Consider the following 11946-nt stretch of genomic DNA (forward strand, 5'->3'; position numbering starts at 1 on the left):
TGCGCTCACCTGTCGCGTGTACGTCTGGTGGTATGAAGCCGACCGTCAGGTACGCCGCCGCGGTGACCGCGGCGCTCGCCGGAGCGGGCGCGCTCGTCACCGCGGCCCGGGCCCAGCCGCCGCTGACCCGCGATCCGGTCGCCCTGGTCTACGCGTCCGACCACGCGTTGCACGAGCTGAACGCCGGAGCGACCGACGACGACCTGCGGACACGGACGGACCTGCTGGCGTCGAGCGCCTGGGCCTTCTTCCGCGGGACCTCGCCGCTCTTCTACCACGACCTCGGCGAACTGCCGCCCTCCGCGTACGCCACCGGCGGCGGCGACGTCTGGATCACCGGCGACGCGCACCCGGAGAACACCGGTGCCGACCGCGGGGCCGACAACGTCGAGCAGTACGCCGTCAACGACACCGATGACGCCTGGCGCGGCTCGTGGACCTGGGACCTGCGCCGCGAAGCCGTCGCGCTCGTCCTGGCCGGGCGGGCGGACGGCCGCAGCGAGAGCCAGATCGACACCGACGTCGACACCCTGGTGTCGGAGTACGCCCAGTGGATCGGCAGGTTCCACGGCACCGACGACGAGGCGGACTGGCGGCTCACCTCCGGCAACACCGCGCACCTGACGCAGTCGCTGATCGACAAGGCGGCGGCCGACAAGCGCGCGGACCTGCTGGCGAAGTGGACGACGCTGAACGGCGCCTTCAGGGCCGACCCGGAGCTGCAGACCGTGCCCGCCTCGACCCGCGCCGACCTCGTCGCCGCGGTCGCGGCGTACCGCACGACGGCGGCCGAGCCTCTGTCGGCGAGCGAGGCCAAGGTCAAGGACGTCCGGCGCCGCCTCGGCGCGGGCACGGGCAGCCTGGGCCGGTTCCGCTGGTACGTGCTGGTCGAAGGCGACACGTCCAGTCCGTCGGACGACCGGATCCTGGAGCTGAAGCAGGAGGTCGACCCCGCGCCGAAGACGCTCGCCCCGGCCACGACGTCCCTGACCGGCGGACAGCGCCCGGCCCTGGCACTGCGGTGGGAGGCCGACGAGTCCGACCCGCTGGCCGGCTGGGCGAACGCCGGGAACGTCCCGGTGCTGGTGAAGGAGAAGTCGCCGTTCGCGGAGGACCTGTCGATCGACGACCTGACGAGCTCGACGATCTGGGACGACTCGGTCCGCGACATCGCCCGGCTCCTGGCCGCCGCCCACTCACGGGCGGACCAGGACATCCCGGGCACCGGAGTGACCTACTCCGCCGACGCGGCGATCGACAAGGCGATCACCTCGGTACCGGGCCTGCAGGCGGAGACCCTCACGTTCGCCAAGAGCTACGCCGACCAGGTGACGAGCGACTGGCAGGCGTACGCCACCGCGAAGAACAGCGGCCGCCCCTTGTTCTGACCGCCCGCGTGTCATGACTGAGGGGCTCAGCGCGGCCGCGGCGAAGGAGTTACCGGGTCCCCGCGATCACGGCCGAGGGCGGAAGCTGATGCGCATCAGCCGGCTGTCGGCCCAGTCTTCGAGCCGTGTCGGCCGGATGGTGCCGGGATCGTGGGGCTGATTGAGATCCGCGACGATCTCCGTCAGCACGGCCTGACGTTCGGCTGGGTCGGTGACAGGCGTGGCCAGTGCGGGCAGATCTGCATGGGTCCCGTTCTTGAGGTGGAAGGTGAAGTTGGGATTGGCGAGAAGGTTCGCATGCCAGTCGGTCGCGGCACCGCCGGCGCCGCTACAGAGATAGGTGGTGCCCGCAGCTCGGTAGAAGAAGATCTCGATGCGGCGTGGCCGGCCGGTGCGGCGCCCCAGCGTCGTGATGTCGATGATCCGTTCTCTGGTGCCCGCGGCGGGGGTGATCTCAATGGCGTGCCGGATGTGATCGGGCAGGTGCGACAAAGACGCGTCCCGTGCGGAGTCGTTCGACCCGGTCGTGTCGGGAGTGCTCATGCGGTCGCGGCCTGAAGGGCGGGGCCGAGGAGGAGTCCACCGTCGATGACGTACTCCGACCCCGTGATGAACGACGCGTCTGATGACGTGAGGAACAGGAGAAGGCGGCTGACGTCGGTCGGCTCCCCGAGCCGAGGGATGGCGAACGGCTCGGGTGAGTAGAAGTCGGCGATTGCCGTGACTGCGCCGGCTGCTGGTTCTTGGATGAAGGGGGTCGCGATCACGCCGGGGTGGATGGTGTTCACCCGGATGTGGTCGCGGCCGAGTTCGAGTGCTGCCGTTCGGGTGAGGCCTCGCACGGCCCACTTGCTGGCGACGTACGGCGCGTAGTGAGCCGTGCCGCCCAGGCCCATGGTCGAGGCGACGTTGACGATGGCTCCCCCTGCTGCGCGGCGCAGAGCGGGGGCTGCGACCTTGATGCCGAGGAAGGTCCCTGTGAGGTTGATGTCGAGGATGCGCGACCACGTGGCCTGGTCCGTGGTCTCGATTGTCGCAGGCGGATTCTGCACGCCCGCGTTGTTGACGAGCACGTTCAGGGCACCGAAGGCGCTCTCGGCGGCTAGCACGGCGGCGGACCACGAGTTCTCGTCGGTGACGTCGAGGCGGGCGAAGTGAGCGCGGGTCCCGAGTTCGTCGGCGAGAGCGGCGCCGCGTTCCGCGTCGATGTCGCCGATCACCACGTTCGCTCCCTCCGCGTGAAAGGCGCGTACGTGGCTCGAGCCCTGGCCGCCGGTCCCGCCGGTCACGAGCACGGTCTGGTCGTCGAAGCGGGGCATCGGATGTTCCTTCGGTACGTGGGTGACTGACCGGGATCATCAGTGATGAACGGCGGCCGATGGTGAGCCGAGTGACTCACCACTGCCCTGACGGTAGGCCGGGGGGAGTGGCGAGTCAAGCCACTCATCTCGTATGCTCGGTCCATGAGCAAGGTCGTGACGACGTATCACCAGCGCGTCGCCCAGGAGAAGCGCGCGCTGATCGTGACGGCCGCGACCGCACTGTTTCTCGAGTTGGGCTACGACCGGACGTCGCTGGCGCGGATCGCAGAGCGCTCGGGCGTTTCGCGTGCCACCTTGTTCAAGCAGTTTCCGACCAAGGCTGCCCTGTTCGACGCCATCGTCACCGAGTCCTGGTCGACCGCTGACGAAGAGAAGCCTCCGCCGGCAGGCAACGTCATCGACGGGCTCAGCACCTTCGGTCGCCGCTACGCCGAGCTGTTGAGACGCCCCCAGATGACCAGCCTGTTCCGAATCGTCATCGCCGAGCTGCCGCGATTCCCCGAACTGGCCCATGCGCAGTTCTCGCACGGGAAGATGCCCTACTTCGAGTCCGTACGCAGCTACCTTCTAGCCGAGCACGAGGCGGGAACGGTGCGGATCGAGGACGTGGACCTCGCAGCCACGCAGTTCCTGGGCATGATTTCCAACTACGTCTTCTGGCCGACACTCCTAGTGCCGGGCTGGGAGGTGAGCACCGAACGCGTCGCTCAGGTGGTCGACGAGGCCGTCCGCACCATCGCGGCCCGGTACGCCGCGACTGGACCAGGGGCGTCCGCCAACGACTGATCCCGCCGACCGCGACTGAGTCTCGCTGTACCCGCGGGCCTGAGCTCGCGGATCTTCCTGCCCCTGTCCGGTCAGCCGAGACTGGTGATCCTCGGGCGGGAAGTGCAACTCGGCAACGGTTATGCCGACCTTGTCGCGGTGGACGCCTACACCGGACGACCGGCGTGACCCCTGGCCGGGCGCCGGGCGGGCGGGCGGCCAGGGGGTGCCGGGTCAGTCGGCGGAGACCTCGCGGCGGTCTTCCGACCACAGTGTGTGGAAGACGCCCTCGCGGTCCACGCGGCGGTACGTGTGGGCGCCGAAGAAGTCGCGCAGGCCCTGGATCAGCGACGCCGGTCCGCGTTCGCGGCGGAAGCCGTCGTAGTAGGCCAGCGACGCCGAGAACGCCGGGGTCGGGACGCCGAGGTCGACCGCGGTGTGCACGACCTTGCGCCACGCGTCCTGGGCGTTCGCGACCGCGTCGCGGAAGTAGTCGTCCAGCAGGAGGTTCGGCAGCTCCGGGCTGCGTTCGTACGCCTCCTTGATGCGGTCGAGGAAGCGCGCCCGGATGATGCAGCCGCCGCGCCAGATGGTGGCGAGCGTGCCCGGGTCGACGTTCCAGTCGTACTCGTCGGAGGCCGCGCGCATCTGCTCGAAGCCCTGCGCGTACGCGACCACCTTGGAGGCGTACAGCGCGTCGCGTACGGCGTCCACGAAGCCGTCCGGGGCCGAACCGCCGGACGGGCCGGGCAGGATCGCGGCGGCGCGCGTGCGCTGGTCCTTGCGGGCCGACAGCGCGCGGGCGTACACGGCCTCGGTGATCGCGGTGACCGGTACGCCGAGCTCCAGCGCCGACTGCGCGGTCCAGCGGCCGGTGCCCTTCTGCTCGGCCTCGTCGAGGATCACGTCGACGAGCGGACGGCCCGTCGCGGCGTCGGTGTGGCCGAGCACCGTCGCGGTCGTCTCGATGAGGAACGACTCCAGGTCGCCCTCGTTCCACTGCCGGAAGATCTGCCCGATCTCCGGCGCGGACAGGCCGGCGGCGCTCGTGAGCAGGTCGTACGCCTCGGCGATGAGCTGCATGTCGGCGTACTCGATGCCGTTGTGCGCCATCTTGACGTAGTGGCCCGCGCCGTCGGGGCCGATGTGCGCGGCGCACGGCGTGCCGTCCACCTGCGCCGCGATCGTGGTGAGGATCTCCGCGACCGGGGCGTACGCGTCGTCGGGGCCGCCGGGCATGATGCTCGGGCCGTTCAGCGCGCCCTCCTCACCGCCGGAGACGCCGGTGCCGAGGAAGTGCAGGCCGCGCTCGGCCAGTGCCTTCTCCCGCCGCCGCGTGTCCTCGAAGTGGGAGTTGCCGCCGTCGATCAGGATGTCGCCCTTGTCGAGCAGCGGCACCAGCTCGTCTATCACCGCGTCGACGGGCCCGCCCGCCTTCACCATGATCACGATCCGGCGCGGTCGGTCGAGCGAGGCGACGAAGTCCTCCAGCGAGGTCGCCGGCGTGAAGTCGCCCTCGTCCCCATAGCGCTCGATCAGATGCTTCGTCCGGCTCTCACTGCGGTTGTGCACGGCCACCGGGAATCCGTGGCGCGCGATGTTGCGCGCGAGGTTCTGCCCCATGACGGCGAGGCCGGTGACACCGATCTGACTTCCCACATCATCACCCCGTGCCCAGGTTAGCCGCTCCGGCCCATGAGGCCGCGGACGCCGTCCGTGGGCCGACCCGGCCGGGAGGGCGGATGGCTTTCCAAGGTGCATGCCGCATCTCGAAGAATAGGAAGCTGGAACGTCGTATCGTGCGTTGACAGTCGTATTTCCGCGCGTTCTGACTGGCTACCGGCGGTATGCGCCGCGTGCCGGGGCCGCACACGGCGGGGCTCGGCCTCTTCGTTCCGGCGCTTACCCGCCGCGAGAGCGCCACCGGGTCGCGGTGCCGGTCCGGCGATCGCCCACGCGGGCCCATCGCGGAAAGTCAGGATTTTTGAGCAAATAACGTTGGCCACACCGGCGATCTCCGACAGGCTTTCCCCTCGTGGATGATCTCTCGTTGGTGCGCGACCACACGGTGCTGTCCGTCGTGGTCGGCTCCCGCGCGTACGGTCTCGCCACGGAGGCCAGCGACGTCGACCGGCGCGGGGTGTTCGTCGCGCCGACACCGCTGTTCTGGGGGTTCGCCAAGCCGCCGACGCATGTGGACGGGCCGGACGCCGAGCGCTTCTCCTGGGAGCTGGAACGCTTTCTCGGGCTCGCGCTGGAGGCCAACCCGACCGCGCTGGAGTGCCTCTGGTCGCCCCTCGTCGAGAAGGTCACCGAGCGGGGAGAGGAACTGCTCGCCCTGCGCTGGGCCTTCCTGTCCCGGCGCGCGCACCGGACGTTCCTGCGGTACGCCGACAGCCAGTTCCGGAAGCTGGCCGGCGACCTGCGCACCCGTGGCGAGCCGCGCTGGAAGCACGTGATGCACATGCTGCGCCTGATGATCAGCGGACGGCACCTCCTGGCGCACGGGGAGCCGCTCGTCGGCGTGCCGGAGCACCGGGAGCGGCTGCTCGCGGTACGCCGGGGCGAGGTGCCGTGGGCGGAGATCGAGGCCTGGCGGGAGTCGCTGACCCGCGAGCTGGACGCGGCCGTGGAGCGCAGCGCGCTGCCCGCCGAGCCGGACCGGGCGCGGGTGGAGGACTTCCTGGTCTCGGTACGGCGGAGGGGCGCGCGATGACCCGTACGCTGCCGTCCTGGCTCGGCGAGGTGACCGGCGACGTGGTGTTCGCGACGGTCAGCGGCGCACACCTGTACGGGTTCCCGTCCGTCGACTCCGACGTCGACCTGCGCGGCGTCCACCTGATGCCGATCGAGGACGTCGTCGGCCTGCGGACCGGAGCCGAGACCATCGATCGCACCTGGACGCGCGACGGCGTGGAGGTCGACCTCGTCACGCACGACCTGGCCAAGTTCGCCCGCCTGCTGCTGCGCCGCAACGGCTACGTGCTGGAACAGCTCCTCTCGCCGCTCGTCGTCGCCTCCTCACCGCTGCACGAGGAACTGGTCGCGCTCGCGCCGGACTGCCTGACACCTCACCACGCGCACCACTACCTCGGCTTCGCGCGCACGCAGTGGGGGTTCTTCGAACGCACCGGGGAGCTCAAGCCGCTGCTCTACACGTTCCGCGTGCTGTCCACCGGCATCCACCTCATGCGGACGGGTGAGGTCGTCGCCGACCTGACCGCCCTCGGCCACGCGCCGGCGTACGTGCCGGAGCTCGTCGCGGCCAAACGTGAGGCCGAGCACGGCACGCTGCCCCCGGACGCGCCGGGCCGCGAACGCCTCGCCGCCGACGTCAACGCGATGACGGCGCGGCTGGAGGAGGAGCGGGACCGCTCGCCGCTGCCCGAACAGGCCACCGCCGAACCGGCGCTGCACGACCTCGTCGTACGCGCACGTCTTGGCCGTCCGCACGTTAGCTCTCGGTAGCAAGGGTAAATCGGTACGTCGTGGACACCCCCCGTCTACTCAAGAACCGGTATCGGCTCGGCAGCGTCATCGGGCGTGGCGGCATGGGCGTGGTCTGGCTCGCCTCCGACGAGGTGCTCGACCGCAGGGTCGCGGTGAAGGAGGTCGTCTTCCCGCCCGGCCTGCCCGAGGACGAACAGCAGACGCTGCGCCGCCGTACGCTCCGCGAGGCGCGGACCAACGCGCGGCTCAACCACCCCAACGTCGTCGGCCTGTACGACATCGTCGAGGACGAGGACCGGCCGTGGATCGTGATGGAGTACGTCCCGTCGCGGTCGCTCGCCGAGACCGTGCGCGCCGACGGTCCCTTCACCCCGGAGCGCGCGGCCGCGATCGGCCTGCAGCTCCTCGGCGGCCTGCGGGCGGCGCACGCGGCGGGCGTCCTGCACCGCGACGTGAAGCCGAGCAACGTCCTGCTCGCCGAGGACGGACGGGTCGTGCTCGGCGACTTCGGGATCGCCACCGCCAAGGGCGGCTCGACCGTGACCTCGTCGGGCGTGCTCATCGGCTCGCCGTCGTACATGGCGCCCGAACGGGCGCGCGGGCACAAGGCGGGACCGGAGTCGGACCTGTGGTCCCTCGGCGCCACGCTGTACACGGCCGTGGAGGGCCGCCCGCCGTTCGACCGCGACAGCTCGGTTGCCACCCTCGCCGCGCTCGTCATGGACGACCCGGACGAACCCGAACGCGCGGGCCCGCTGTGGCCGCTGATCCGCGCCCTGCTCCAGCGCGACCCGTCGGCCCGCCCGTCCGTCGACACCGTCGCCGAACGCCTGCGCGAGATCGCCGATGGCGCCGCCGAGCAGCCCGTACGGGAAGGCGTGGAGCCCGTCCAAGGCGAGGAGCGGGCGAAGCCGGCCAAGCGCGGCCGCCGGCCGGCCCGCGGCCGGCGGTCCGGCGGCATCACGCCCGTCGGGCCACCCTCGTCAGAGGGACCGTCCCCCTCGGAGGACTCCGCATCGCAGGACTCCCTTCCGAGCGAGGCCGTCCCGCGCCCGGCACCCGACGGGTACCCGGTGGCGCCCTCGTCATCCGACCGCGTCGAGCGCCCGGACGAGCCGCGGGACCTCGCCGCGCCGGCGGCGAGCGGGGACACGGGGACCACCGAGGCCACAGGGGCGACACCGGACCGATCGCCGGAACCGGCGACCGCCGACGCGGCGACGACCGGAACGGCCGGGCTGGACGCGGCGACGGTCGGCACCGTCCCGGCCACCGGCCACCACCCGTCCCGGCGCGCGCGGGCCGGCCTGATGGCCGCCGCCGGAGTGGTCGCCGTGGCCCTGCTGGCCTGGGCCGCCGTCGCCGTGTTCGGCGGCGGGAACGCCCACGACCGCCGGTCCGCGAGACACGCGGGCACGACGCCGAGCCACGCGCCGGCGAGCCCGTCCTCCACGGGGTCGCCGTCGGCGTCATCGCCCGCGGCGACCGCCTCCCCGACGACGTCGCCCACCGCCGTCGTCCTCCCGGACGGCTATCACTGGCATCACGACGACACGGGCTTCTCGATCGCCGTACCGGACGGCTGGACGGCCAAGCACCACGGCCACTACCTGTACGTGGAGGACCCGCACAGCTCGCGGATCCTCATCGTCGACCAGTCGGACCATCCCAAGTCCAACCCGCTGGCCGACTGGAAGGAACAGGAGGCCGCCCGGCGCGGCGGTTTTTCGGACTACCACCGGGTGCGCCTGGAATCGATCGACTATCCGCAGGCCCGCAAGGCCGCCGACTGGGAGTTCACCTACCGGGGCTCGAGCGGCCGTACGCACGTGCTCAACCGGAACATCCTGGCCAACGGCAAGCACGCCTACGCCCTGTACTGGCAGGTGCCGGACGGCCGCTGGAAGGCGAGCAAGTCCATCTTCGAGGCCTTCGCCACGACATTCCGCCCCGCCAAGGACTGAGGCAGCTCCGCCATTATCCGAGATTGATGGATCAACAGGTAAAAATCGGCAACAGATTAGTGACTCGGCCGAAGTTACCCACGCGTAACCTACTGGTGAGTTACCCGCGACGGCAGGCGCTGTTAATTTGCGGCCACTTCCCCGTAGCAGAGCGAGGAGAGCCCTGTGCGTCGCATCGCCCCCCGTCTCCGTGCCCCCATCGATCCGACCTCTCCGGCGGCCTTCGCCGGCGTCCGGCGAAGGCCGGGCGGCGGAAGAGCCCTGGCCGTCATCGCGGCCGTCGCGGCATGCGTCGGCCTGACCGCCGCACCCTCGTCCGCCTCCGTCGTGTCGCCCGGCGAGGTGTCCCGCGGGGTGACCATCCCGGCGTTCTACGACCCGCCCGCCACGCTGCCGTCCGCCAACGGCGCGCTGGTCCGCACCGAGCCCCTGCCGCTCGGCCTGAGCCTGCCGGGCCTGGACGGCCGTCCGCTGCCGGGCACGGCGACCCGGCTGATGTACAGGTCCACCGACGCGAACGGGCGGCCGGTCGCGGTGACCGGCGCGTACATCGAGCCCTCGGCCGCCTGGCACGGCGGAGGCTCCCGGCCGCTGGTGGCCTTCGCCTCGGGCACGATGGGCCAGGGCGACCAGTGCGCGGCCTCGATGGCGCTGCAGTACCCGCTGAACCTGACCGGCCAGACGCTGTCGGTCGGCTACGACGACCTCGCCATCTACCGGCTGCTCTCCACCGGTGCGGCGGTCGTCGTCACCGACTACGTCGGCCTCGGCGCGACCGACCGGCTGCACACCTACGTCAACCGCCTCGACCAGGGGCACGCGCTGCTGGACGCGGCCCGCGCGGCGCACGCCGTACCGGGAGCGTCGATCACCGGCGCCTCGCGCGTCGGCCTGTACGGCTACAGCCAGGGCGGCGGCGCCAGCGCCGCGGCCGCCGAGCTGCAGCCCTCGTACGCGCCGGACGTGAACCTGGCCGGCACCTACGCCGGCGCCCCGCCCGCCGACCTGACCTCGACCATGAAGGGCATCGACGGCAGCGCGCTCGCCGGTGCGCTCGGCTGGGCGATCAACGGCTTCACCCAGTCCGACCCCGCCCTGAAGACCATCCTCGACGCCAACACCAACGCCGCCGGCAAGGCCGCGCTGCAGGACCTGTCGACCATGTGCATCGGAGAGGCGATCCTCACCTACGGGTTCGCCACGAGCACCAAGTGGACCACCAGCGGCCGGTCCATCGCCGCCGTCATCGCGGCCAACCCGTCGGCGCAGGCCGAACTCGACGCGCAGCGCATCGGCACGCTCAAGCCCGCCGGTCCCGTACGGCTGGCCACCGGCACCCAGGACGACATCGTCCCGCACGCCCAGGCCCGGCAACTGGCGGTGGACTGGTGCCAGAAGGGCGGCAACGTCACCTACCAGCCCCTCGTCCTGCCGAACCTGGGGGACAAGATCCTCACCAACCACCTCACCCCGCTGATCACCGACCAGGGCGACGCGGTGTCCTGGCTCACCGACCGCCTGTCCGGCAAGGCGGCCACCTCCAACTGCTGGACGATGCCCGTCCAGCCCTGACGCGGGAGCGGCGCCCCCGGGCCCACGGCCCGGGGGCGCTCACCCGAAGCGGCAATCCGCCGTTTCGGTCACGCATCGTCACCGCCGGGCGACCCTCGTCGCCGGACCGCACCACCTCTCGCCGCCGGCCGTCCAGAGTCCCTTTCTGTCCTACGTTGTCATCGCATACGGCCTGCGGAAACGTCGCCAACCGTGGCCTGTCCTGGGCACCCTTGACCCGTCATCGCGAACCGCGACGTATCGGTCTCGGAGAGTTATGTGACGATCAGATTTCGATGTCGTAACCGTCCCGTGTCTCCACCTTTCGGGCCCTATACGCGGCAGCTCACGAGGAATACGTTGTGCGGCCAAACAAACTGTTTCCTTGGGGAGCTCGGAGAAGGTGTCGACGTGAGACTGAAGCGCACGGCGTGTATCGCGGCGATCGCTGCCATGGCCACCGCGGGCCTCGCGGCCTGCGGCAGCGGAGATGACAACAAAGGCAAGACCACAGGCTCCGACAGCGGCAAGATCAAGGGCAAGGTCGGGATCATCCTCCCCGACACCAAGTCCTCCGTCCGCTGGGAGAACTTCGACCTTCCTGTCCTGACCCAGGCGTTCAAGCAGGCCGGCATCCCCGCCGACATCCAGAACGCGGAGGGCGACAAGCAGCGCATGCAGACGATCGCCGACCAGATGATCACGAACGGCGTGACCATCCTCGCGATCGTCAACCTCGACTCCGCCTCCGGCGCCCAGATCGAGAGCAAGGCCAAGCAGCAGGGCGTCCAGACGATCGACTACGACCGGCTGACGCTCGGCGGCTCCGCGGACTACTACGTGTCCTTCGACGGCACGCAGGTCGGCCGCGTCCAGGGCCAGGGCCTGCAGAAGTGCCTGGGCGACAAGAAGTCGAACATCGTCTACCTCGACGGTTCCCCGACCGACAACAACGCCACTCTCTTCAAGAACGGCGCGCACGAGGTCCTCGACAAGGTGACCAACTACACCAAGGTCGCCGAGCAGGCCGTGCCCGACTGGGACAACCAGAAGGCCGCGACCATCTTCGAGCAGATGTACACGCAGCAGAACGGCAAGATCGACGGCGTGTACGCCGCGAACGACGGCCTCGGCCAGGCGGCCATCTCGATCCTGAAGAAGAACGGCGTGGCCGGCAAGGTGCCGGTCACGGGCCAGGACTCCACGCCGCAGGGTCTGCAGAACATCCTCGACGGCACCCAGTGCATGACGGTCTACAAGCCGAACCGTCAGGAGGCCGACAGCCTCGTCAAGGTCGTCACCGCGCTGGCCAAGGGCCAGAAGCCGCAGACCAACGGCACGGCCGACGACCCGACCGGCAAGCGGCAGGTGCCCTCGATCCTGCTCCAGCCGATCGGCATCTTCAAGGACAACATCAAGCAGGTCATCACCGACGGCGGCGTCAAGGCCTCCGACGTGTGCAAGGGCGGCTACGCCGCCAAGTGCAAGGCGGCCGGCATCCAGTGA

At 70.6% G+C, this 11946-nt stretch carries 10 protein-coding genes; 7 read left to right on the top strand and 3 right to left on the bottom strand.

Annotated features, from left to right (window positions below; all coding sequences use genetic code 11):
* The first annotated feature begins 32 nt into the window (after window positions 1-32).
* The gene (locus tag QSK37_RS32020) at window positions 33-1388 is read left to right on the top strand and encodes a DUF2252 domain-containing protein (protein WP_285628749.1); all 1356 of its coding nucleotides are present in this window, start codon (window positions 33-35) and stop codon (window positions 1386-1388) included.
* Between the two features lie 66 nt (window positions 1389-1454).
* Here QSK37_RS32020 and QSK37_RS32025 read toward each other — a convergent pair whose 3' ends face one another.
* Both QSK37_RS32025 and QSK37_RS32030 read right to left on the bottom strand, forming a co-directional pair.
* Window positions 1455-1931: a nitroreductase/quinone reductase family protein gene (locus tag QSK37_RS32025; RefSeq protein ID WP_285628752.1), complete on the bottom strand. Its 477-nt coding sequence runs from the start codon at window positions 1929-1931 to the stop codon at window positions 1455-1457.
* The gene (locus QSK37_RS32030) at window positions 1928-2707 is read right to left on the bottom strand and encodes a glucose 1-dehydrogenase (protein ID WP_285628755.1); all 780 of its coding nucleotides are present in this window, start codon (window positions 2705-2707) and stop codon (window positions 1928-1930) included. Before QSK37_RS32030 ends, QSK37_RS32025 begins: the two co-directional genes overlap by 4 nt.
* A gap of 144 nt (window positions 2708-2851) precedes the next feature.
* On the opposite strand from QSK37_RS32030, the gene QSK37_RS32035 reads away from it, so the two are divergent.
* A complete protein-coding gene (locus QSK37_RS32035; protein WP_285628758.1) occupies window positions 2852-3496 on the top strand; it encodes a TetR/AcrR family transcriptional regulator in 645 nt (214 codons plus the stop codon).
* A 213-nt stretch (window positions 3497-3709) separates the two neighbouring features.
* On the opposite strand, the gene gndA is transcribed toward QSK37_RS32035, so the two are convergent.
* Complete coding sequence (gene gndA / locus QSK37_RS32040; protein WP_285628761.1) at window positions 3710-5134, bottom strand: NADP-dependent phosphogluconate dehydrogenase; 1425 nt, start codon at window positions 5132-5134, stop codon at window positions 3710-3712.
* A 376-nt stretch (window positions 5135-5510) separates the two neighbouring features.
* Between gndA and QSK37_RS32045 the strand changes: the two genes are divergently transcribed.
* From QSK37_RS32045 to QSK37_RS32065, 5 genes are all read left to right on the top strand, one after another.
* Window positions 5511-6191 carry a nucleotidyltransferase domain-containing protein gene (locus QSK37_RS32045; protein ID WP_285581756.1) on the top strand — a complete coding sequence of 227 codons (681 nt, stop codon included), beginning with the start codon at window positions 5511-5513 and terminating at the stop codon, window positions 6189-6191.
* The gene (locus tag QSK37_RS32050; protein ID WP_285628764.1) at window positions 6188-6943 is read left to right on the top strand and encodes a nucleotidyltransferase domain-containing protein; all 756 of its coding nucleotides are present in this window, start codon (window positions 6188-6190) and stop codon (window positions 6941-6943) included. Before QSK37_RS32045 ends, QSK37_RS32050 begins: the two co-directional genes overlap by 4 nt.
* 20 nt (window positions 6944-6963) lie before the next feature.
* Entirely contained in the window at window positions 6964-8889 is a 1926-nt protein-coding gene (locus QSK37_RS32055) for a serine/threonine-protein kinase (protein ID WP_285628767.1), read from the top strand.
* A 165-nt stretch (window positions 8890-9054) separates the two neighbouring features.
* A complete protein-coding gene (locus tag QSK37_RS32060) occupies window positions 9055-10461 on the top strand; it encodes a lipase family protein (protein ID WP_285628770.1) in 1407 nt (468 codons plus the stop codon).
* A 390-nt stretch (window positions 10462-10851) separates the two neighbouring features.
* Window positions 10852-11946 (top strand): sugar ABC transporter substrate-binding protein, encoded by a 1095-nt coding sequence (locus tag QSK37_RS32065; RefSeq protein WP_285628771.1) that lies wholly within the window; start codon window positions 10852-10854, stop codon window positions 11944-11946.

Source organism: Actinoallomurus iriomotensis (assembly GCF_030269445.1).
Classification (GTDB): Bacteria; Actinomycetota; Actinomycetes; order Streptosporangiales; family Streptosporangiaceae; genus Actinoallomurus; species Actinoallomurus iriomotensis.

Coding starts and splice junctions, on each gene's coding strand:
- QSK37_RS32050 (WP_285628764.1), top strand. CDS start 6,188: ATGACCCGTACGCTGCCGTCCTGGCTCGGCGAGGTGACCGGCGACGTG.
- QSK37_RS32025 (WP_285628752.1), bottom strand. CDS start 1,931: ATGAGCACTCCCGACACGACCGGGTCGAACGACTCCGCACGGGACGCG.
- QSK37_RS32030 (WP_285628755.1), bottom strand. CDS start 2,707: ATGCCCCGCTTCGACGACCAGACCGTGCTCGTGACCGGCGGGACCGGC.
- QSK37_RS32020 (WP_285628749.1), top strand. CDS start 33: ATGAAGCCGACCGTCAGGTACGCCGCCGCGGTGACCGCGGCGCTCGCC.
- QSK37_RS32035 (WP_285628758.1), top strand. CDS start 2,852: ATGAGCAAGGTCGTGACGACGTATCACCAGCGCGTCGCCCAGGAGAAG.